The sequence below is a fragment of the Umezawaea sp. Da 62-37 genome (genome assembly GCF_032460545.1).
Classification (GTDB): domain Bacteria; phylum Actinomycetota; class Actinomycetes; order Mycobacteriales; family Pseudonocardiaceae; genus Umezawaea.
Map to the genome: position 1 here is coordinate 7,973,376 of NZ_CP135965.1, position 21,569 is coordinate 7,994,944.

At 68.1% G+C, this 21,569-nt stretch carries 20 protein-coding genes; 7 read left to right on the forward strand and 13 right to left on the reverse strand.

From position 1 onward, the window contains the following. Window positions 1–32: 32 nt before the first annotated feature. The 8 genes from RM788_RS36870 to ppgK form a co-directional block, all read right to left on the reverse strand. Entirely contained in the window at window positions 33–2,015 is a 1,983-nt protein-coding gene (locus RM788_RS36870; RefSeq protein ID WP_315923865.1) for a pentapeptide repeat-containing protein, read from the reverse strand. Window positions 2,016–2,137: 122 nt separating this feature from the next. Beyond that, window positions 2,138–2,362, reverse strand: coding sequence for a hypothetical protein (locus RM788_RS36875; RefSeq protein ID WP_315923867.1), 225 nt, complete (start codon window positions 2,360–2,362; stop codon window positions 2,138–2,140). Window positions 2,363–2,855: 493 nt separating this feature from the next. Beyond that, window positions 2,856–5,885 carry a phage/plasmid primase, P4 family gene (locus tag RM788_RS36880; RefSeq protein WP_315923869.1) on the reverse strand — a complete coding sequence of 1,010 codons (3,030 nt, stop codon included), beginning with the start codon at window positions 5,883–5,885 and terminating at the stop codon, window positions 2,856–2,858. Beyond that, a complete protein-coding gene (locus RM788_RS36885; protein ID WP_315923871.1) occupies window positions 5,882–6,166 on the reverse strand; it encodes a hypothetical protein in 285 nt (94 codons plus the stop codon). Before RM788_RS36885 ends, RM788_RS36880 begins: the two co-directional genes overlap by 4 nt. 677 nt (window positions 6,167–6,843) lie before the next feature. Then, a complete protein-coding gene (locus RM788_RS36890; RefSeq protein ID WP_315923873.1) occupies window positions 6,844–7,407 on the reverse strand; it encodes a hypothetical protein in 564 nt (187 codons plus the stop codon). Window positions 7,408–7,879: 472 nt separating this feature from the next. After that, window positions 7,880–8,752, reverse strand: a complete 873-nt coding sequence (locus RM788_RS36895; RefSeq protein ID WP_315923875.1) for a tyrosine-type recombinase/integrase — start codon at window positions 8,750–8,752, stop codon at window positions 7,880–7,882. Window positions 8,753–8,865: 113 nt separating this feature from the next. Continuing rightward, entirely contained in the window at window positions 8,866–10,209 is a 1,344-nt protein-coding gene (locus RM788_RS36900; protein WP_315923877.1) for an RNA polymerase sigma factor, read from the reverse strand. A gap of 205 nt (window positions 10,210–10,414) precedes the next feature. Beyond that, the gene (gene ppgK / locus RM788_RS36905) at window positions 10,415–11,176 is read right to left on the reverse strand and encodes a polyphosphate--glucose phosphotransferase (RefSeq protein ID WP_315923879.1); all 762 of its coding nucleotides are present in this window, start codon (window positions 11,174–11,176) and stop codon (window positions 10,415–10,417) included. Window positions 11,177–11,271: 95 nt separating this feature from the next. Between ppgK and RM788_RS36910 the strand changes: the two genes are divergently transcribed. After that, window positions 11,272–12,075 carry an inositol monophosphatase family protein gene (locus RM788_RS36910; protein WP_315923881.1) on the forward strand — a complete coding sequence of 268 codons (804 nt, stop codon included), beginning with the start codon at window positions 11,272–11,274 and terminating at the stop codon, window positions 12,073–12,075. A gap of 440 nt (window positions 12,076–12,515) precedes the next feature. Here the strand turns inward: RM788_RS36910 and cei are convergent, their stop codons facing one another. Further along, a complete protein-coding gene (gene cei, locus RM788_RS36915; protein WP_315923883.1) occupies window positions 12,516–13,265 on the reverse strand; it encodes an envelope integrity protein Cei in 750 nt (249 codons plus the stop codon). Window positions 13,266–13,703: 438 nt separating this feature from the next. Here cei and RM788_RS36920 point away from each other — a divergent pair, with 438 nt between their 5' ends. Continuing rightward, window positions 13,704–14,003, forward strand: coding sequence for a DUF4193 domain-containing protein (locus RM788_RS36920; protein WP_106196725.1), 300 nt, complete (start codon window positions 13,704–13,706; stop codon window positions 14,001–14,003). 92 nt (window positions 14,004–14,095) lie between these two features. On the opposite strand, the gene RM788_RS36925 is transcribed toward RM788_RS36920, so the two are convergent. Beyond that, window positions 14,096–14,557, reverse strand: a complete 462-nt coding sequence (locus RM788_RS36925; RefSeq protein ID WP_315923887.1) for a DUF3093 domain-containing protein — start codon at window positions 14,555–14,557, stop codon at window positions 14,096–14,098. Between the two features lie 24 nt (window positions 14,558–14,581). Here RM788_RS36925 and dut point away from each other — a divergent pair, with 24 nt between their 5' ends. Both dut and RM788_RS36935 read left to right on the forward strand, forming a co-directional pair. Then, a complete protein-coding gene (gene dut / locus RM788_RS36930; protein ID WP_315923890.1) occupies window positions 14,582–15,076 on the forward strand; it encodes a dUTP diphosphatase in 495 nt (164 codons plus the stop codon). A 6-nt stretch (window positions 15,077–15,082) separates the two neighbouring features. Continuing rightward, complete coding sequence (locus RM788_RS36935; RefSeq protein WP_315923892.1) at window positions 15,083–15,712, forward strand: DUF3710 domain-containing protein; 630 nt, start codon at window positions 15,083–15,085, stop codon at window positions 15,710–15,712. 143 nt (window positions 15,713–15,855) lie between these two features. Here RM788_RS36935 and RM788_RS36940 read toward each other — a convergent pair whose 3' ends face one another. Continuing rightward, a complete protein-coding gene (locus RM788_RS36940; RefSeq protein WP_315934850.1) occupies window positions 15,856–16,545 on the reverse strand; it encodes an alpha/beta fold hydrolase in 690 nt (229 codons plus the stop codon). A gap of 111 nt (window positions 16,546–16,656) precedes the next feature. Between RM788_RS36940 and RM788_RS36945 the strand changes: the two genes are divergently transcribed. Beyond that, on the forward strand, window positions 16,657–17,034 hold the full coding sequence (locus RM788_RS36945) for an OB-fold nucleic acid binding domain-containing protein (protein ID WP_315923894.1): 378 nt from the start codon (window positions 16,657–16,659) through the stop codon (window positions 17,032–17,034). Further along, window positions 17,031–17,792, forward strand: coding sequence for a DUF3159 domain-containing protein (locus tag RM788_RS36950; RefSeq protein ID WP_315923896.1), 762 nt, complete (start codon window positions 17,031–17,033; stop codon window positions 17,790–17,792). The genes RM788_RS36945 and RM788_RS36950 overlap by 4 nt, the downstream gene beginning before the upstream one ends. 339 nt (window positions 17,793–18,131) lie before the next feature. Here the strand turns inward: RM788_RS36950 and RM788_RS36955 are convergent, their stop codons facing one another. Both RM788_RS36955 and RM788_RS36960 read right to left on the reverse strand, forming a co-directional pair. Next, on the reverse strand, window positions 18,132–18,788 hold the full coding sequence (locus RM788_RS36955) for a potassium channel family protein (protein ID WP_106196721.1): 657 nt from the start codon (window positions 18,786–18,788) through the stop codon (window positions 18,132–18,134). After that, entirely contained in the window at window positions 18,788–19,450 is a 663-nt protein-coding gene (locus RM788_RS36960) for a potassium channel family protein (RefSeq protein ID WP_399345206.1), read from the reverse strand. The genes RM788_RS36955 and RM788_RS36960 overlap by 1 nt, the downstream gene beginning before the upstream one ends. 102 nt (window positions 19,451–19,552) lie before the next feature. Between RM788_RS36960 and RM788_RS36965 the strand changes: the two genes are divergently transcribed. Then, window positions 19,553–21,547 (forward strand): APC family permease, encoded by a 1,995-nt coding sequence (locus tag RM788_RS36965; RefSeq protein ID WP_315923900.1) that lies wholly within the window; start codon window positions 19,553–19,555, stop codon window positions 21,545–21,547. Window positions 21,548–21,569 lie beyond the last annotated feature (22 nt).

Sequence of the window (21,569 nt, forward strand, 5' to 3'; positions counted from 1 at the left end):
CTACGGCGTGATGTCAGGCCGTAGGACGCTGGTCAACGTTTGACGCGAGCGCGGATAGCCAAGGCAGCCAGAGCGAGCAACAGCGGGCCGAGCGCGCGCCCGACCATCAGCATCCACAACCCGGCGGTGGTGAGCTTCTGATCGGTGTCGCGGAAGACCACAGAGCCCAGTGCGATGCGGGCGGCCTTATCCACGCGCTCGGCGGTCCAGCGCTGGTCGACTGGGGGCAACTTGGTTGGTGCGGAGATTTCGATGATGACCTGCTGCGACTGGCCGCTGCTAGAGCGGACAGTGCCGGCTAGCGGGGCCGTCGGGGTGGTGGTGTCCGGCAGACCGTAGTAGGTCAGCCCGGCGAACAGCACGCCGACCAGCAAGGCCAAAGCGGTCAAGGCTCGACTTGCCCGCTGACCATAGCCCGACAGCAGCCAGTAGACGCCCAGCACAAAACGTTCACCGGCACCAGCGGATGAGGTATGGCGGCGGGCCTCCATTTCTCCGTAATAGAAATCTCCTGCCCCGGCCTCGTTCTTGCCGTCTTCCAGAGATTTACGCAAACTCCGATACAGCACTGCCAACCGCTCCGGCTCCACCGCAAGTGATGACTGCGATGAGTTCAAGGACTGACTTGTCACATCGAGCCTTTCAAAAGAAGGCAAGGCAGTGGTCCAGCCAGAAGATTTGCGACTGCGGGACCGCCAGAGATGCTCCTCTGCCAGAACGCGCCGGCGGCTCCAATGCCACACTGGGAACCACGCCCAACCTGCCCGCCATCCCGCAGGCGGCTGATTGAACGGACTGCGGCCTTCCAAGCGCAACTTCTCCAACTGGTGAGCCCCTGCGAATCGACACCACTGCACGTCCACATCGCTCAGTGTCAATTGGGATACGTCAGTCTCCTGCAATGACAGCACCTGCGGTGTCGGGACTTCTACACCGATGACTCCTCTCCGCGTTCCAATTGTCGGACTCTGACTTTCTTCGACCATTCCCACCTCGCGCTTTGCCCTCTCAGCACTCTCCCCCCCACTCTTTTCGTTGATCGCAGGGGTGAATGGCGCAACGGCCCTACTCACCGACGATGACGCTCCAAATGATGTGCGCCGCAGCCATAGGCGTGCCTGACGGACGCGCAACTCCACTCCACCATCGAAGCGGGTACCTTGCGTCGACACCCAGCCAGCCTCTACCTCCGCGACCACCCGCTTGACGAACAGCGCCTCATCCAGGGCGACGCTTTCTGCTATTACCGGACCGAACTTCGTGGCCGAGGTAAACACCGCCCTAGAGAAATCTGCGACACGAGCGAACGTGGCGTCATCAACCCAGAGGCCGCGAGCGAATTCCGCACGGCCGAACCGGGCGTCGCGAGCGAAAGTCGCTCTGTTGAACCCGACATCCTCGTTGAACTTGACGCGATTGAACCCTGCATCCCCCATGAATTTCGTGTCGATGAACCAGGCACTTCCGAAAAACGTCGCCCCCTTGAACAAGGCACTACGTTCAAACTTTGCATTAAGGAATTTGACGTTGCCGTTGAACATCACACCGTCGAATGATGCATCGCCGCGGGCGAACGTCGCATTGACGAACCCAGCACCACGGGTGAATGTCGAATCGGTAAACTTAGCGGCCCCAAAGAACACAGCACCACTGAAATCGACATAACCAGCAAAATGCGCATTGAGGAACAGTTCGGTTTCTGGAATTCGGCAGCAGCGTAGGTCAACTGTACCGAACGAAGTGCGAGAATTGAAACCACCAGGGGTTTTGGCTACACGCGTGAGCAACCGGTCAAGCAGACCATCAGCGAACTTGGTACCACGTAGATCAAGGTCAGCACCTACACTAATGGACTGGAGCCAGCCGTCGAGTTCGTCCGGTGACAGATGGGTCAGACAGCGCTCGTATCCGTCGATCAGGCGGCCTGCGCACAGCCCATCTTCGTGCATGCAAGTCGGCCAGTCGGGCTGGACACTCGGGTAGGAACCGGCTTCGGCGGTGGCATCATCGGGCACAGCACAGTTTTAGGTGATCTGCCCACGCCCCGGAGGCCGTTCCGACCAATTAGTCGTCCACAAGCCTGCCGTCCTTGCGCAGCATCACTGGGGCAAGAGCAGGCCTCACAGTCTCACCCAGGTCATTCGATCTCGCCGCGCCACCCGTCGCCCTCTTCGGCTGGCGCCCTACTGCACACCGGGCAGTCCACTCGTTCGATGAGCCAGGAGCGCTGCACCCGCCCGGAGTACAGCGGAATTTCCTGCCAGACGACGTCCGCCTTCCGACGCTCATGCCCCTTCGCGCACGGGCCGGGTTCGTAGCCGACCTGTTCGCGGTGGGTGAACTCCTTGCTGTCGTCCGTCACTCGACACCTCCGCACCTTTGGGGCTTCCGGCAACGTATCGGCATGCCCGCGTTCCGCAGGATGCGCCTTGCTGCGCCGCAGCGCTCGCGGGCCTCAGCAGGCAGGCCGGAAGCGCACAACCCGCCGTGTTACCCCTACGGGTAACAGCCCTTTTCACGGGTCATGCCCACGATTCAGCGCCTTTGTTACCCGTTACCCGTGGTTTCAAGAGTTCTCCCTATAGAGATACGTCGGGCTATCTACCTACTTCATATAAGAGAAATTTAGAGAAGATGGGTAACTGGGTAACATGATCTTGAAAATAGTGCCTCTGACCTGCACAGACAGCGTGTTACCCGTCGCCCTGCGTTACCGGTAACACCGGTAACAGCCAAGGCCCTTAAACAGTCCTTGACCTGGCCAAACGCGCTGAATTCGACGGGTAACAGCACCGGTAACAGCATGAGGGGCGGCCCCCGATTGGGAACCGCCCCCTCGTGACCGCGCTGTCCGGTTAGATCGCGTTCGCGTCCAGCGCGTCAAGCGTCGCCTGGTCGCCCTGGACTTCGGCGATCTCGCGCATGAGGCCGATGACCGCGCCGCTGTCGTCACGCTGCTGGGCGGCGGCCAGCTCGCGCTGTAGCGGCACGAGAGGCCGGATGCGGATGCCCGCGCGGACCTTGGTCACGCCGCCGTTGACCCGCTGCGTCTCGCTCTTGTATCCGAGGTCGGTCAGCGCCCGGCTGAACTTGGTCATCGTGTCGGGCTTCTCGTTCTGGTGCGCGCACATCGCACGGAACTCGGTCCACAGGTCTGCCGACGACGAGCACTCGGGGCACTTAGTGCTGTCTCCGGAACACGGCTCGCAGGCCTCGGCGACGAACCGGGCGTACAGGTTGATTTGCTCGCGCATCTCGTTCGCGCAGTCAACAGCGGTCTTGGGGAGGTCCACGAGCACGGTGCGGTCGGTAGTGATGTCCGTATACCCGGTGAGCGCCCAGTTCAAGATGCCTGCACCTTCAGCCTCGTACAGCGCTTCGTCAAGGTCAGCGATGCGGTCGGCGCGTTTCCGGTACTGGACGAACGGGATCGCCACGATGCGCTCGAACAGGGCGGAGTCGGCCCCGGTGATCGTCGGGGGCTTGTTCGTCGCGACCCACGGGATGAACGTTGCCTTGCCGCCGCTCACGGTGTCCCGCGTGGCGTAGTTGTCCTTGTTGGCGATCCGGTCGCCGCCCGTGAAGTTCTTGACGGTGTCTCCGGTGATCTCGATCCCGTCGTCGGCCTCCACCGTGAAGGCGAACTTCCTGTCCATGACGGCCATGAGTCCAGGGCTGCCGCCGCTGGGCTTGGCACGCAGGTCGGCTAGCCGGAAAGGGTGGCTGTAGCTCATGGACCCCTCGTCGGCGTTGCCCAGCAGCAGCGCGATCACGCTGACGACCGTGGACTTGCCGGATCGTTTGGGGCCGATGAGGAACGCGAACAACTGCTCTGGGTTGCCTCCCACGAGGGTGATCCCGACGAGCGCCCGCAGCAGGCGACGCAACGCGGGGTCGGGCAGCGCCCACGCCAGGAACTCCTCCCACCGGGGGCACGTGGCCTCGGGGTCGTAGGAGACGGCCGCCATCTGCGTCAGGTAGTCACCGCGACGGTGTTCGCGGAGCGTGACGCGCCCGTCGCGGTGCAGCTCGATGGTGCCGTTCGCGACGTTGAGCAGCCGCAGGTTCCGGTTCCACCGGCCAGATTTCACCTCGACCGCCCGGTTGGCCTTGATCGAGGTGACCAGACCGCGCAAACGGCTGTCCTCCCGTGCGTTCTTGACGTTGAGCATGTAGCCGCTGAGGGCGGCCTTGAGCTGGGTTACCCGTTCCTTGTCCTCCCCGGCGGCCTTGACTGCCTGCGCGGTGAGGACCGCGAATTCGCGGGCCTGCTTCAGCATCTCGTCGGTGAACTGCTCGATGCGGTAGCGCATGTGGCCGCCGCTGTGGTCGGTCTCCCAGGCTCCGAGGTCGCGCCAGGTGCGGACGAGCCCCTTGGAGTCGGAGACGACGGCGATGTCATCGATACCCGCCCAGTCGATGAGCCGGTCACGGTTGCCAACGAGATCGTTGCTGTAGCGGGGATCGTAGAGCTTGCGGCGGACGTCTGCGGCAGACTTGACCAGCGGGTTCGGAACGTCCTTGGCCTCGGAGGCGACGGGCGTGGTGCTCTTGGCCCTGATCTCGATGACCGCGACAGGCGGACCGAAAACGGCCTCGTCCTCGGCCAACTCGTCGGGGTCGATTCCGCCCAGCAGCTCCGGTGCAACCGGAAGCCGGGACGGCACGACCGCGAGGTGTGCGGGGGGCGCGGTCTGCTCGCGGTTCATCCACGTCACCCACGCGGGCACGCTCTCGGCGATGTGACGGAATCGGTCCGGGTCCGCGCCCTCGGCCAGCGCGTCGAGGGTCGTCTCATCCACGAGACCCATGTCCTCATAGGACGCCAGTGCGGCCACGATGCCGTTGCGCAGGCCGTCATCGGTGAGGTCGTCTCCGGAAACGCCGCACTGACAGCCCTTGCGCTCGGCGGTGGTGGGCTCGGCGAGGATGAGACCCACGCCCCGGTCACCGTCCACCATCCGACGGAACTCGCGGACGGCGGTGTCTCCGCCGCGCTCGCTGCCGACGGCGGAGACGAACGCGTTCTCGGCTTGGCGCAGCGCCTCGTGCACGCCTCGGTGGCCCATCTCCCCGACACGGAGGATGTGGCCGACGGCCTTCAGCGTCTCGTCGTGCCGGCTGCCGGACCCGAGGCAGCCGAGCGCCCTGCCCAGCGCCCCGCGCATGGCCTTGCAGGGCTGCCCGTCGGGCATGGCGGCCAGGAACGCGGACCGCTCCCCTGCCTCCAGGTTGCGCGCCTGCTCGGCCGCCTTGCCCTCACGTAGGTAGGCGACCAGCGCGGCCGGCAACTTGGGGAGATCGAGGGGCGTGGGCAGCTCGGCAGGGTCGGTGATCTCGCGACCGTCAATGCCGTAGACGCGGACGATGCTGCCGTGGTCGTCACCGTTGCGCGAGGGCGCGGTGACGCAGTACCGGTGGTGCGGCTGGAGAAGTTCCACGTCCCCCTCGGCGGTGCGCAGCCGCACACCCTCGGGAACGCGGTAGAGGTACTTGCCGCTCGGGTTGTCCACAGCGCGCGAGGTGATGCGGTACGTCGGCGGGAAGACCGCGCCCGCCTCGGTTTCCCAGCGGGAAAGGGTCTGATCGCCGGTCTTGACCTTGCCGCCCTTGGTGTACGCGTCGACATCGACGCCGATCACCCCGGCGGGCATCCGCAGGGCGATGTTGCCGCCCGGACGGTCCTCGGACCACGCGTAGAGATCGGCGTAGGACGCGGTGACGCCGTTGTACCCGGTGAAACCGCTCGGCGGCGGGGTCTTGCGACCGGCGGGCAGGACCAGCACAGGCCACCCCTTCGCGTGCCAGGCCTCCCACGCGGAGGCGTACGGCTGGCGGGAGTCGAACACAGTCTGCGCGGGGCGGATGCCGATTGCGGCGCTCACTGGGCAGCGCCGGGAGGGAAGTGCACCGACGCCGTCACGAGCTGGTCGCCGTAGTAGACCCGCAGCATCCGACTGCTGACCCCATACCGACTGACCCGCACCGTCATGCCCCGCAACGCTTTGCGGGGTGCGCCCATCGTGCGCAGCGTCTCGCGCTCGGCGGCGCACAGCTCCCGCGTGCGGTGCAGGCAATCGGGATTCTCGCGGAGCCAACGCAGGTCGTCGGCGGCCTGGTCGCGGCCGGAGACCTCCATCGGGCACGAGGTCTCGTGCTGGATCATCAGGGTGGGGCCGGTAGGAACGAGCGGGGCGGAGCAGTCGGGGCAGCGCAAGGGTTCGCGCTGCTCGGAGGTTCGAGCTACCATTGAAGCCTCAAGTTTCTGGCACTGCTCATCCAGTTGTTAGCCGAGCTGACTCGGCTAAACTGGTAAGCGGTTCCGTACTCGCGTGTGGACCTCAGGACCCGCCCCGCAGTTCCGGCGTTGGTAGCGCCGGGGGGCGGGTTTCCTGCGGTTTTGGGGTGTTCTCTGAGATCAGGCGGCCGTGCCGCCTTCTGCTTGATGCGCTGCGGCACGCCTCGCCATTCGAGCCGCGATGACGGGCCGCATGGCTTCGCGCCGCTGCTCTGGGGTTAGCACCGACCACCGCGTGCGCACGTTTCCTTCACGAGCTTGACGCAGCCGATCCATGTCCCGAACTATGTAGATTCGAGTCATCGTTCCTCCCAGGTTATGTACGAAAGCTACACGCGGACGATCAACGTCGCAAGCCTGTGACCTGCATGTTTGATAGCCCGACTCAAGTCGGCTAATCAATTAAAGCTCCCTTATCCGGCTCAATTCGGCGCATCAAATAGGGAAACCGCAGGCCAGAGATTTGAACCGACTCAAGCCGGTTCGCCAAGTCAGCGACGAGAGGCCCGATCCACGCGGATCGGGCCCCCGAAACCTGCTGAAAATCAGCGCTTCAACCAGCTCCGCCGCGACGGACTCGGCACCGGCCGGGCATCGGCAACCGGCTCGTCCAGCTCCGCCAGCTCGCGCAGCAGCGCGGCCCGCTGCTCCGCACGCTCCAACTCCACGGCCAACTCGGCACGCGCCTGGTCGCTGCGGGCGTCGTCGGCGACGGTCCGGCGCTCGGCCTCACCGCGGGCGTGCCGGGCGACCAGCGTCAACGCCGTGTCGACGTCCGCGGCTGTCGGTACGAGGCCGATCTGCTGACCGAGATCCGTGCGGCGCATCAAGTCGCGCACGGTCGCCGAGGTGACCTGCACGACGTGGCCGTCCAGGACGCCCAGCAGCGGCCCGCCCTGGCCGCCCGTGACCGGCGCGAACCACGACGCGATCAGCTCGGCGAGCGTGGCGCTCAGCGGCTCCGACGAGGCTGGTCCCGCTAGCACGACGATTCCGGCTCGGAACTCGTCGTCGGCCTCGGGACCGGCGATCGTCGGCCGCTCGAACGTGGTGGTCGAACCTGCGGGGCGGGGCTCGGAGAGAGGGCGATTCGATCCGAAGGCGCTCATGCGGCACCGCCAGCCTGGCGACCGGCCCGGAGGGCGGCGTTCGCCCTGAGTTCGGCTTCGCGGGCTTCCCGCCGCTTGCGGCGAGCGCTAACGGACTTCAGTGCCAGCCCCGCGTAGTACGCCCGACGGGCGGCCTCTGCTCGACGTGCGCGTTCCTGGGTCGGCAGGGTGCCGTCCGGGTCTACCTGTCGTTCGAACTGCTCGCGGAAGGCACGCCGGGCGGCCTCTGTGCCGGCGTGGCTGTCCTGCTGAGCCCAGCGTGAATTCGCTGCGAGCTGCGCGGAGAGACGGCGTTCTGCGGGTCCTGCGGTCATGCTGTGCCCGTTTCTACTCGTAACGCTGAGTGGTCAACGGCACGGAACGGGGATTACGTTAAGCGCAGCGTTGTGCGGCGGTCAAGTCGCACGACGTCGGTTGATTTGACTCTCCGACCCAGGTCGGAGCGTCAAAGGCGGGTTGGTCTGTGCGAGGGCTACAGATCGCCGAGGTTCAGCCCGCGTGCTTCGTCGGCAGCCCGGTCACTCGCTGTAGCACGCGTGTATCTGTCGATCATGTCGCGACGTGACCATCCGGCGACCGCCATCAGGCCGCCCTCGGAACCTCCGGCAGCAAGCCACCTGGTCGCCGCTGTGTGGCGTAGCCGATGGGGGTGGAAGTCGGGGATTTCGGCCAACTCGGCCCGGTACTCCAGCGCCCGATACAGGCCCTGGTAGCCGAACAGCTTGCCGCGCTCACCGAGCCACAGCGTGTCCGTGTCGGCGAGACGGTGGGTCCGGCGTACCCGTAGCCAGCGGTCGAGGGCGCGTCCGGCGGTACTGGAGAACGGCACACGCCGACCAGCCCCGCCTTTGCCCCGTTCGATGAGCGCGGATCCGGCGCGGAGGTCGATCCCGGTCACGGTCATGTCGACTACCTCGGAGGCGCGTGCGCCCGATTCGATCATGAGACGGACGATCGCCTCATCGCGGCGCTCGCGAAACTCTTTGCCATTGCAAGCGGCGAGTAGGGCCTGAAGCTGCTCCGTGGTCAACGGATTGACCACCTTCGCGTCCAGTTTCGGCGGCTTTAGCGCGAGGAGTTCGTCACGCGAGATCTCGCCTTCCTCGGCCAGCCACGCGGAGAGTCGCCGCAGGGAGAGCTGTCGGGCGCGGGCGGTGGACGCTTCGGCCCCGGCTTCCAGTAGATCGGCGATGAACGCGTTCACGGTGGGTCGGTCCAGTTCGGGAGGCCTGCCGGTCTGCTCGGACCAGGAGAGGAATTTCCGCACGCCATCGCCGTAGGACTTCAGCGTCTGTGGACTCTTGCGCTCGGCTCGGAGATGCAGCGTCCAGGAGTCGAGGAGCATCCGAAGATCATCAGGGGACACCCTGATATCTTGACTGACAACGTAGTGCGTGTCTACGATAAACGCCGATGACCCGCAAATTCGCAGGTCACCGGCGTTTATCGCTCAGACTGTCAGTCCAGGTAGTCGCGCAGCACCTGCGAGCGCGACGGGTGGCGCAGCTTCGACATCGTCTTCGACTCGATCTGCCGGATCCGCTCACGGGTCACCCCGTAGACCTGGCCGATCTCGTCGAGCGTGCGCGGCTGGCCGTCGGTGAGGCCGAAGCGCAGTCGGACCACGCCCGCCTCGCGCTCGGACAGCGTCGCGAGGACCGACTGGAGCTGGTCCTGCAGCAGCGTGAACGACACCGCGTCCACGGCCACGACGGCCTCGGAGTCCTCGATGAAGTCGCCGAGCTGGCTGTCGCCCTCGTCGCCGATGGTCTGGTCGAGCGAAATGGGCTCCCTGGCGTACTGCTGAATCTCCAGCACCTTCTCAGGGGTGATGTCCATTTCCTTGGCGAGCTCCTCGGGCGTGGGCTCGCGGCCCAGGTCCTGCAGGAGTTCGCGCTGTATGCGGCCGAGCTTGTTGATGACCTCCACCATGTGCACCGGGATGCGGATGGTGCGGGCCTGGTCGGCCATGGCGCGGGTGATGGCCTGGCGGATCCACCACGTCGCGTAGGTCGAGAACTTGTAGCCCTTGGTGTAGTCGAACTTCTCGACCGCGCGGATCAGACCGAGGTTGCCCTCCTGGATCAGGTCCAGGAACGCCATGCCGCGGCCGGTGTAGCGCTTGGCCAGCGAGACCACGAGGCGGAGGTTGGCCTCCAGCAGGTGGTTCTTGGCGCGCTCGCCGTCCCGGACGATCCACCGCAGGTCGCGGCGCATCTGGGGGGTGAGCTTCTCGTTCTCGTCCTCGGCCCGGCGCACCCGCTCCGCCGCGTAGAGACCGGCCTCGATCCGCTTGGCGAGTTCGACCTCCTCCTCGGCGTTGAGGAGGGCGACCTTGCCGATCTGCTTCAGGTAGGCGCGGACCGAGTCGGCGGAGGCGGTGAGTTCGGCGTCCTTGCGGGCCTGCCGCAGGGCCTCCGACTCCTCCTCGTCCCAGACGAAGTCGCCTTCGCCGGGCTTCTTCTCGTCCTCGGGCTCGTCGGGCTCGTCGACGACGGGCTCGTCGACGATGACCACGTCCTCGCCGAGGTCCTCGTCACCGGGAGCGGCTTCGAGGTCCTCGGGGTCGTCGCCGTCCTTCTTCGTCTTGGCGGGACCGGTCGCCTTGGCGGCCGTCTTGCGAGGCGCCTTGGCCGCGGGCTTGCCTGCCGCCGCAGTCTTCGCCGCGGCGGGCTTGCGAGCCGGAGCCTTGCGGGCCGAGGCGGCCTTGGAGGTCTCCTCAGACTCGCCGGCTGCGGCCGAGGTCGTCTTCGCGGCGCTCGTGGTGCTCGAGCGTCGGGTTGCGGTTTCTGCGGCTGCCACGTACGCCCTTTCGCGACTGTCGATCACGGCGATCCGAAGGGCGCGAAACCTCGGACGCCAGAGTTCGGGGGAGCGCCCGCCGAAGCCTTCCGGCGGGGCACCGTTCCATTGTAACGACGAGAATCGCGTGCTGTTGCGCCCCACTCGCTTTCGAGGGGGTCAGACCGGTGTTCCCGCAGCTAGATCGAGTACGGGATTTTCCGGATCAGTGCTTGATGCCCTGCGCGGCGGCCGCCGCGGCACCCACGATGCCCGCGTCGTTCTTCAGCGCGGCGGCGACCACTTCGGTGCGCACTTCGAGGAGCGGCAACCACTTCTCGGCCTTCTTGCTGACACCGCCGCCCGCGATCACCAGATCCGGCCAGATGAGGTTCTCCAGCACGCTGACGTAGCGCGAGACGCGGGGCGCCCAGTCGGCCCAGGACAGGCCCTTGTCCTCCTTGACCGACGCCGCCGCGCGGGACTCCGCGTCGTGGCCGTCGACCTCGAGGTGCCCGAACTCGGTGTTCGGGACGAGCTTGCCGTCCAGGAACAGCGCGCTGCCGATGCCCGTGCCGAACGTCAGCAGGACGACCAGGCCGTCGCGGTCCTTGCCCGCGCCGAACCGCATCTCCGCCATGCCCGCCGCGTCCGCGTCGTTGAGCACCACGACGTCCTCGACCGGCTTGCCCAGCCGCTTCGCGAACAGCGCGCGCGCGTCGGTGTCCACCCAGTGCTTGGACACATTCGCGGCGGTGAGCGCCACACCGTGCTTGACCACGCACGGCAGCGTCACGCCGACCGGTCCGGTCCACTCGAACTTGGCGACGATCTCGGCCACCACGTCGGCGACCGCTTCCGGTGTCGAGGGCTGGGGCGTGGCGATGCGCAGCCTCTCGCCGTCCAGTGCGCCTGATTCCAGGTCGACCAGGCCGCCCTTGATGCCGGAGCCGCCGATGTCCACACCGAACCCGCGGGTAATGCCCATCCCCGATGGCCTTCCTACTCGATTCAGCAACCGTGGCCGCAGACACTAGCCTGAGCACCACCGATAGTCCCGCGAGAGTGACGTAGGTGGAACAGTTGAGTTTCGATCCGCGCCCGTTGGTCGACATCGCCGTGACCGTCGCGAAGGAAGCCGCCGCCCTCGTCCAGCGGGCCAGGCACGACGCCGTCGCCGCCCAGGTCGACACCAAGAGCACCGAGACCGACGTCGTCACCCAGGCCGACCTAGCCTCGGAGCAGCTGGTCCGCGACCGCCTCGCAGTCCTCCGACCGGGTGAACCCGTCATCGGTGAGGAAGAGGGCGGAAGCGCCGCCGTCGAGGGCCTGACCTGGGTCGTCGACCCGATCGACGGCACCGTCAACTACCTGTACGGCTACCCCCACTACGCCGTCTCGCTCGCCGCCCAGTTCGACGGCGTGTCGGTCGCGGGCGCCGTGGTCGAACCGGTCAGCGGCCGCGTCTGGACCGCCGCCCGCGGCCACGGCTCCTTCCTCGACGGCACCCGCCTCTCGGTGTCCTCCGCCACCAGGCTCGACCTCTCGCTCGTCGGCTACGGCTTCGCCTACCGCGCCGACCGCCGCCGCCGCCAAGCCGAAACCTGGGCCGCCCTCTCCACCCGCGTCCGCGACATCCGCCGCGCGGGCGCCGCCTCCCTCGACCTCTGCGCCGTCGCCGCCGGCTGGCTGGACGCCTACGCCGAACACGCCCTCGGCCGCTGGGACTGGGCCGCGGGCGCCCTCGTCGCCAGCGAAGCCGGCGCCGTCGTCCACCTCCCCGGCGAAGACCCCGCCTTCGGCGACGACGCCACCTTCGCCGCCACCCCCGCCATCGCCGCCGACCTGCGCGACGCCCTCATCGACTGCGGCTTCGCCAACGTCTAGGCAAGCGCTTGCCAGAACCGGACCCGTTGCCCCAACGAAGTTCCCGACACGACCGCTACCGCCCCTCAGGGGCTCCGCAAGCGCGCCCCACGGGCAAACCGCACAGGACCTTGGACCAAGACCCCTCCAGGCGTCCTCGTTCAAGTTGGACCCAAGGCCCAAACCCAAAGCCAGGCCTTGCCGACGCGCAGCGAGGTGCCCGAGTTCGGCGCAGCCGAATGCTGGCGCAGCCAGACCTACCCCTGCACCCGATCAAAAGCCATCTCTAGACGTGCCGCAGCTTGTCAAGACATCTTTCCCGTCTTGACAAGCTGCGGCACGTCTAGAACACTCGGCGACCGGGTAAAGGCACCCCACCCATGCGGACCCAACACAAGCAAAACCCCCGCCGCAACCAACACGACGGGGGCCCGCACTCACTTCACCGCACTACCCCAACCTCAACAATGCACTTCCCGAGCCGCCGACACGTTCGCCGCCACCAGCGTCGGACTGCTCGCCTCCGCCACCTGCCCGCCACCCTGCTCCGGCTGCTGCTCAGCCCACGAAGACAGCTGATCCAACACCTTCCGGGCGTCGTGGTTCGGCTTCACCTCGTCGAACTTCTTCCCGATCGCGATGTCCACGCTCGCGTCCTGCCGCTCGTCCCGCACCAGTTCCAAGCACGGTTCGATCAGACTCAACGTCCGTGCCGCCCCGGCCCCGGGAGCCCCGAACCGGATCTGCCCGCGGCAGGTCATGTCCTGCGCCGGGTACACCGGGTCGTTGTCCGGCTCCGCCGCCTGCTTCAACCCCAACTCCGTCAGGGTGGTGGCGACGAACCGGGCCTGGTTGCGCTGGGTGCTCGCGTTGAAGACGCGGAACTGGATGTCGGTCGCGGGAGCCGGATCGGTGCGGTCGAGGGCGTCGTGCGCCAGCACGCTGCCGAGCTTGGGCGGTTCGGCGGCCGGAGCCCCCTGCACCGCCTGCGCCGCGGGGTCGGGTGGCGGCACCGAGGAAGCGCTCGCGGGCACGTTGCCCGGCGCGTTGCACTTGATGGCCGCGTCGACGTCGTTGGCGGTGTCGAGGACCTCGGCCCAGACGAACACCGCTCCTACTGCCAGAACTACGAAGAGGACGAGTGCGGGTAGCGGTCGTCGCCGCTTGTACCGCGACAACCCGCTGTTCCCCGTACTGCTCGCGGGTCCCACGTCCGCCGACCTCCCCTGGCGTTGTGCCCATGTGCTCGCTGTCAATCAGCCTAGGTGGTCCGAGACCATCCCGCGTGCCCGACCGGCCGTAGCCGCCCGCAATCACCCGGTAGCGGAGGGTTCACAACCGCTTGGGCGGTGCCGATGGCCCCGACAGGTGGGCAGGAGCCCGTGTACAGCCTATCGGGCCAGCGTACGTGGGTCCTGTCACCCTTCTGCCCATTTAGGGGGAACCCGATGAACACGACACCGAACCGTGAGCTACCCTCTGCGCGCTCCGGGACCGTCGAGTCGCCAGAAGCGCCGGCTGGCAGGGGATTGGCGCACGACGACCGGGGCGAGACCCCCGTCACTTGACGACGGGGCACAAAAAGGGGCGCTGGGACGTTAACCAGCGACACGAACACAGTCTCCGTAGACCGCAGGGGTGAAAACAAGATGGCGACCGACTACGACGCGCCGCGTCGCAGCGAGGCCGATGAGCTCGCTGAAGACTCTCTCGAGGAGCTGAAGGCGCGGCGCAACGAAACGCAGTCCGGCGTAGTCGATGTCGACGAGGACGCGACTGCCGAGAACTTCGAGCTGCCCGGTGCGGACCTGTCCGGTGAGGAACTCACCTTCAAGGTCCTGCCGAAGCAGGCCGACGAGTTCACGTGTTCCAAGTGCTTCCTGGTGCACCACCGCAGCAGGCTCGCCGAGGAGCACAACGGGCAGTACATCTGCCGCGACTGCGCCTGACCCGCGCCAGACCGAGAACCGACCGAACCGCTGGATCCAAGTCCACAGAACGAACTGGGCGCTCACCCGAAGGGGTGGCGCCCAGTCGCGTTTCACCTCTTCAGCAGCCGAGCCAGCTCCTCGGCCTTGCGGGCGCTGAACAGCCAGTAGGGCGTGGGGTCCTCCGGGTCGACCAGCGCCACCTTCACCATCGGCCCGACCCAGCCGCGGTGCGCGACGAACGCGGCCGGGTCCAGGTGCGGGCCCATGGCCTTGCGCTTGGTCTTGGCGGTGAACACCTCCACGTCCCCGAGCAGGTCAAGCGGCACGTGCGCGTCTCCCACCCGCAGTTCGCCGCCGGCGACCGCGACCTTCAGCGAGCCGAGGCGCAGGATCATCAGCACGACCAGCGGCACGGTGATCACGTAGGGCAGCCAGGAGCGGACTCCGGGGAAGCCCATGTGGATCTCGGCGGCCAGCAGCACCGCGGCGCTCACCGGCAGCAGCCAACCCCACCAGGGGACGTAGAGCCGCTCTTCGAAGGCACTTGGGGCGGTCACAGCACTCTCACTCACGTCTTCAGGGTAATCTCGCCCGCCGTGCCCAGCGTCGAGGTATTGCTGTCCCGGCTCGATCCAGGAGTCCCACCGCCGACGTACGCCCGTCCGGGTGATGCGGGCGCCGACCTGGTCACCACTCGGGACGTGGTGATCGGACCGGGGGAGCGCGCGGTGGTCGGCACCGGCATCGCGATCGCGCTGCCCGAGGGCTACGCGGGTTTCGTCCACCCGAGGTCGGGGCTCGCCGCGCGGGTGGGGCTCAGCGTGGTCAACACCCCCGGCACGATCGACGCGGGCTACCGGGGCGAGATCCGGGTGTGCCTGGTGAACCACGACCTCCGCGAACCGGTCACGCTCTCCCGAGGTGACCGGATCGCGCAACTGGTGGTGCAGCGCGTCGAGCACGCGGTGTTCCGCGAGGTCGACGAACTGCCGGGCTCCGAGCGAGGCACCGGTGGGTACGGCTCTACTGGCGGGCACGGCGTGCTCGCGGCGACGGCGAAGGCCGACGCCATGCAGAGGACAGAGGGGTAAACGGAGATGTTCGGACGGCGCCGCAAGCGGGGCAGGCACGCGACGAACCGGGAGGCCGCGCAGCAGGACGTCGAGTTCGACGGCGACGACCTGGACGCGGCCGACGACGGTCCGTACGACGAGGCCGACGCCCCCAACGACGGAGTGACGCGGTTGGAGCTGGGCTCCGTCAGGCTCCCGGTGCCCGACGGCGCGCAGTTGCAGGTCGAGATGGACCCGGCCGGAGCGGTGCGCGCGGTGCACCTGCTCACGCCCGTCGGCCAGCTCACGGTCAGCGCGTTCGCCGCGCCCCGCACCGGCGGCCTCTGGAAGGAGGTCGGCGCGGAGCTGATCACGCAGCTCAAGGAGGACGGCGCGCGCATCAACCGGGAGAACGGCGACTGGGGCGAGGAGATCACCGCCCGCAACAGCGGCGTGCACCTGCGCTTCGTCGGCGTGGACGGCCCCCGGTGGCTGCTGCGCGGCGTCGCCGCGGGTCCCGAGGAGCAGGCGTCCGAGATCGCCGAGGCGCTCTACGACCTGCTGCGGGGCACGGTCGTGGTGCGCGGCACGCAGCCGATGCCGGTGCGCACACCGCTGCCGATCGAGCTGCCCGAGGCCATCGCCAAGCACATCGCGGCGCAGGCGGGCACGTGATCGCGTCGGCGTGGGGGTTCCTGTGATCCCCACGCCGACCATCGCTTCAGTGCTGATCGAGATTGATCCGGCCGGGTGCTTGGACGTTCGACTCGGGGTGTCCGGAGGTTCGACACGGGGTGCCTGGGGGTTCGACTCGCGGTTCAGGTGAGGGCGTGCAGGAGCGCGAGCACGGCTGTGCGGCCGAGTGCGGCGCGGTCGGCGCCCAGCGCGGCGAGGGTCGTGGTGCGCAGCACCGCCCCCGGCAGCGCCGCCGTCCACGAACGGGCGACACCCAGCGGGTGAATCGGATCGTCCGAACACGCCGCCACACCGGCGGGGACCCGAAGTCGCGCCAGGGCGTCCGGTTCGGGCGCGGTGGACTCGGCGGCCGCGCGCAGCGTCTCCGCCAGCCGGGGCCCGTGCCGCCGCCACGCCCGGTCCAGCTCCGCGCCGAGCCACCCGTCCACACCGGCCAGTGCCTGGTCCACGCCCTCCCGTTCCACGACCGCCGCGCTGGCCCGCGCCACGAGCGCGGCGGGGGCGTCGCCCGCGGGCCCGTGCCACGCGGGCAGCGCCACCAGCAGCGCGGCGCACCGCTCCGGGTGCCGCACCGCCCAGCCCGCCGCCACGTGCGCGCCGAGCGAGATCCCGCCGATCACCAGCGGGGTGCCGGTCCACGCCGCGTCCAACGCGGCCACGTGCTCGTCGACCGAGACCGTCGCAGGCGCGGTCAAACGCATCCCGACCTGCGCCAACGGCTCTTCGAAGACACTGCGGACGAACACCTCGTCGGAGGCCGTCCCCGGCAGCAGCACTGCGGTTTGGCCGACCAGATCGACCATCGGGCGCATCACGGCCAGGATCCTCCCCCAGTCGGATACCGGCGCCCCCGCAGCCGGTTACGCTGGCTTGTGGACGGGCTTCGCTGTCGATGCCCCTTGCGGATGCACCAGGAGTCGGGGATGAGTGTTTCAGGAGACGGCTATTGGCGCCGTCTCATGCGTCGCCTCACCAGTGATGTGACCGAGCTGGACGCGGACGACCTCTCCCGCGAGGCCCAGGCGGTCGGCGCCATGCGGGCGTGCGACTGCAAGTCCGGCGAGGAGGTGACCGTGCTGGGCAGGCTCCGCTCCGTGGAGATGTGCCCGCGCGACTCGGCCGCCACGCTGGAGGCCGAGCTCTTCGACGGCACCGAGGGCGTCACCCTGGTCTGGCTGGGCCGCCGCCGAATCGCGGGCATCGAGCCGGGCCGCACCATCAAGGCCCGCGGTCGCATCGCGGTCCGCGACGGCCGCAAGGTGCTCTACAACCCGTACTACGAGCTGCAGAACGCTTCATGACCCCGACGAACGGCCAGGACGTGACGGAAGAGAACACGAAGACCGACGACCCCGAGAAGATGCCGACCATGCTCGAGCAGATGGGCGGCGTCAGCGGCCTCGTCTACTCCTCGCTCCCGGTCGTCGTCTTCGTGCTGGTCAACACCTTCGCGGGCCTGTACCCGGCGATCTGGAGCGCGCTGGGTTCCGGCGTGCTCATCGGCATCGTGCTGGCGGTCCGCAAGGGCTCGATCCAGCCCGCCGTGTCGGGCCTGTTCGGCGTCGGCATCGCGGCGTTCATCGCCTACCGCACCGGCTCCGCCAAGGGCTTCTTCCTCTTCGGCATCTGGCAGAGCGTCGTCTACGCGGGCGCCTTCGTGCTCTCCATCGTCGTCCGCTGGCCGCTCGCGGGCGTCGTCTGGTCGTTCCTCAACGGCCGCGGCACCGCGTGGCGCAAGGACAAGGCGTCGATCCGCGACTACGACATCGCCACCCTCGTCTGGGCGCTCGTCTTCGGCTCCCGCTTCGTCGTCCAGCGGTGGCTCTACGACCAGGACTCCGTCGGCTGGCTCGCCTTCGCCCGCCTCGCCATGGGCTACCCGCTGATGGCCATCGCCGTCGCCGCCACCGTCTGGGCGGTCCGCCGCTCCGACAAGCGCCTCAAGGCGCTGGAGGAGGCGGAGGCCACCGAGGTCCAGGAGACCGAGGAGCAGCTGCGCGCCCGCTACGCCACGGCCCCCGAACCGCACCCGACCGCGAAACCGGTCACCGAGACCTGACAAGCCGCACCAACCCCGCCCCGCCCGGCAGTTCGGAGCGGGGCGGAGTCGTTCGCGGGGGAAGGGGAGTCGTGGAAATCGTCACCGGGGAACCGCATGGCGCTCACCTGCCCACCGGTGCCCTGCCGGGTGGACCCGCGGTGCCGGTCCGCGGAGACGAGCCCGCGGGGGGTGAGCAGGTTCCGAAGGGCGGTCGGGTGCTTCCGGTCAGGAAGCGCAAGCTGCCCGCCCCGGATCCGGTCGTCGCGTCCGGCTTGATCAGCGAGCTGATCGCCGACCAGCGGCGGTGACCGTCACCAAACCCGCCCCGCCCGGTACCAACCGGGCGGGGCGGGGTCGTCAGTAGCCCAGTGCGGAGCGGATCTCCTGCTCGACCGCCGCGGTCGCCACGAACAGCAGTTCGTCGCCGCCCTCGAACGTGTCGTCGACCGACGGCACGATCACCCGGCCGCCGCGCAGGATCGTCACCAGCGCCGCGTCGCGCGGCAGCACCAGCTCGCTCACCGGCTCGCCGGCCAGCGGGGTGTCGTGGGGCAGCGTGATCTCGACCAGGTTCGCCTGGCCCTGGCGCAGGGTCAGCAGCCGCACCACGTCGCCGACCGTCACGGCCTCCTCGACCATCGCGGCCAGGATGCGCGGGGTCGACACGGCGACGTCGACGCCCCACGACTCGGTGAACAGCCACTCGTTGGCCGGGTCGTTGACCCGCGCCACGACGCGCTTGACGGCGAACTCGGTCTTGGCGAGCAGCGACACCACGAGGTTGACCTTGTCGTCGCCGGTGGCGGCGATGACGACGTCGCACAGCTGCATACCCGCGTCCTCCAACGAGGACAGCTCGCACGCGTCGGCCTGCACCCACTCGGCCTGCTCGACGGTGTGCGGCTCGAAGTGCGCCCAGTCGCGTTCGATGAGCATCACCTGGTGCCCGTCGGACACGAGCTCCTGGGCGATGGAGCGGCCGACCGCGCCCGCTCCGGCGATGGCGACCCGCATCAGCTCTCCTCAGGTGCGCGGCCTGCCGCGGCGGTCACGTCCGTGAGCGTGCCGGACAGGGCTGCGACGTAGATCACATCGTCTGCTTGGACGACGGATTTGGAGTCCGGCAGCACACCGGTGCCGAACCGCATGATGAACGCGACCCGGCTCCCGGTCGCTTCCTGGAGCTCCGCGACCGAGTGCCCGACCCAGTCCTCGTGGACGGTGATCGGCAGCACGGCGACCGTCCCGGACGGGTCGCGCCAGGCCGTCGTGGCGCCTTCCGGGACGAGCACGCGGAGGAACCGGTCGGTGCTCCACGGCACGGTCGCGACGGTCGGGATGCCCAGGCGCTCGTACACCTCGGCGCGCTTGTGGTCGTAGATGCGGGCGACGACGTGCTGGACACCGAAGGTCTCCCGCGCCACCCGCGCCGAGATGATGTTCGAGTTGTCACCGCTGGAGACGGCGGCGAAGGCGCCCGCGCGCTCGATCCCGGCCTCGATCAGGACCTGCCGGTCGAAGCCGTTGCCGATCACCTGCTGGCCGTGGAAGTCGGCCCCCAGGCGCCGGAACGACTGCGCGCTCTTGTCGATGACCGCGACCTGGTGGTCAAGTCGCTCCAGGGCCTTGGCCAGGGATGTGCCCACCCGGCCGCAACCCATGATCACCACGTGCACCACGTGCCTCCTCGTCGTACGCGCACGACATGCGCGACTGCCTGACCGAACCTACCCATGATTGGTCCGAAACGGTGAGCGCAGCCCTTACGCTCTGACCTCGTGTCCAAGCTCGCAACCGCGGCCAAGCGCCTTGTCGTCGGCAGGCCCTTCCGCAGTGATCGACTAGCCCACACGCTCCTGCCCAAGCGCATCGCCTTGCCGGTCTTCGCCTCGGACGCGATGTCCTCCGTGGCGTACGCGCCGGAGGAGATCTTCCTGGTGCTCTCCGTCGCGGGTCTGTCCGCGTACACCTTGGCACCTTGGGTCGGCCTCGTGGTCGTGGCTGTGATGCTCGTCGTGGTCGCCAGCTACCGGCAGAACGTGCACGCCTACCCGTCCGGCGGGGGTGACTACGAGGTCGCGACGGTCAACCTCGGCCGCCAGGCGGGCCTGACGGTGGCCAGCGCGCTGCTCGTGGACTACATCCTCACCGTGGCCGTGTCGATCTCGTCGGCGATGGCGAACATCGGCTCGGCGCTGCCGTTCGTGGCCACGCACAAGGCCGAGTTCGCCGTGGCCGCCATCGTCCTGCTCACCGCCATCAACCTACGCGGCCTGCGCGAGTCCGGCACCGCGTTCGCGATCCCCACCTACGCCTTCATGATCGGCATCATGCTGATGATCGGCTGGGGGCTGTTCCGGGTGTTCGTGCTCGGCGACGTGATGCACGCGGAGAGCTCCACCGTCGAGATCCGGGCCGAGGACGACCACCTCATGGGGCTGGCGTTCGTGTTCCTGGTGCTGCGCGCGTTCTCCTCCGGCTGCGCGGCCCTCACCGGCGTCGAGGCGATCAGCAACGGCGTCCCGGCGTTCCGCAAGCCGAAGTCCCGCAACGCCGCCACCACGCTGCTGCTGATGGGCCTGCTGTCCGTCACGATGCTGATGGGCCTGATCGTGTTGGCGCAGGTCACGGGCGTGCGGATGGCCGAAGACCCGGCGCGCCAGATCGTCAGTGCCCCGGCGGGCTACGAGCAGAAGACGATGATCGCCCAGATCGCGGGCGCGGTGTTCAACGGCTTCCCGGTCGGCTTCTACTTCATCGCCTCGGTCACCGCGCTGATCCTCGTGCTCGCGGCCAACACCGCGTTCAACGGCTTCCCGGTGCTCGGCTCGATCCTCGCCCAGGACCGCTACCTGCCCCGGCAGCTGCACACCCGCGGCGACCGGCTGGCGTTCAGCAACGGCATCGTGTTCCTCGCGGGCGCGGCGATCGTGCTGGTCGTCGCGTTCGACGCCGAGGTCACCCGGCTGATCCAGCTCTACATCGTCGGCGTGTTCGTGTCGTTCACGCTGAGCCAGCTCGGCATGATCCGGCACTGGAACCGGCTGCTGTCCACCGAGGAGGACGCGACCACCCGCAACCGGATGCGGCGCTCCCAGCTGATCAACACCGTCGGCCTGGTGATGACCGGCTCGGTCCTCGTGGTGGTGCTCATCACCAAGTTCACCAAGGGCGCCTGGATCGCGATCGCCGGCATGGCCGCCATCTACGCCCTGATGACCGCCATCCGCAGGCACTACGACCGGGTCGCCGAGGAGCTGCGCCAGCAGGAGCGGCAGAAGATGCTGCCCGCGCGCAACCACGCCATGGTGCTGGTGTCCAAGCTGCACATGCCGACCCTGCGCGCGCTCGCCTACGCCAAGGCCACCCGGCCGGACGTGCTGGAGGCCGTGACGGTCAACGTCGACGACGCGGACACCCGCAGGCTCGTGCAAGACTGGGAGAAGGAAGCCTTCAAGATCCCGTTGAAGGTGATCGAGTCGCCCTACCGCGAGATCACCAAACCGGTGCTGGACTACGTGAAGCGGATGCGCTCGGACAACCCGCGCGACGTCGTCACGGTGTTCATCCCCGAGTACGTGGTCGGCCACTGGTGGGAGCAGATCCTGCACAACCAGAGCGCGCTGCGGCTCAAGGGGCGACTGCTGTTCGAACCCGGTGTGATGGTGACGAGCGTGCCGTGGCAGCTCGCGTCCTCCAGCAGGGTGCACGAGAAGGACGTGGTCGCGCCCGGCGCGATCCGTCGAGGTCTGGACAAGAGGGACCCCAGGTGACTTCGCAGGACAAGCCGACCGA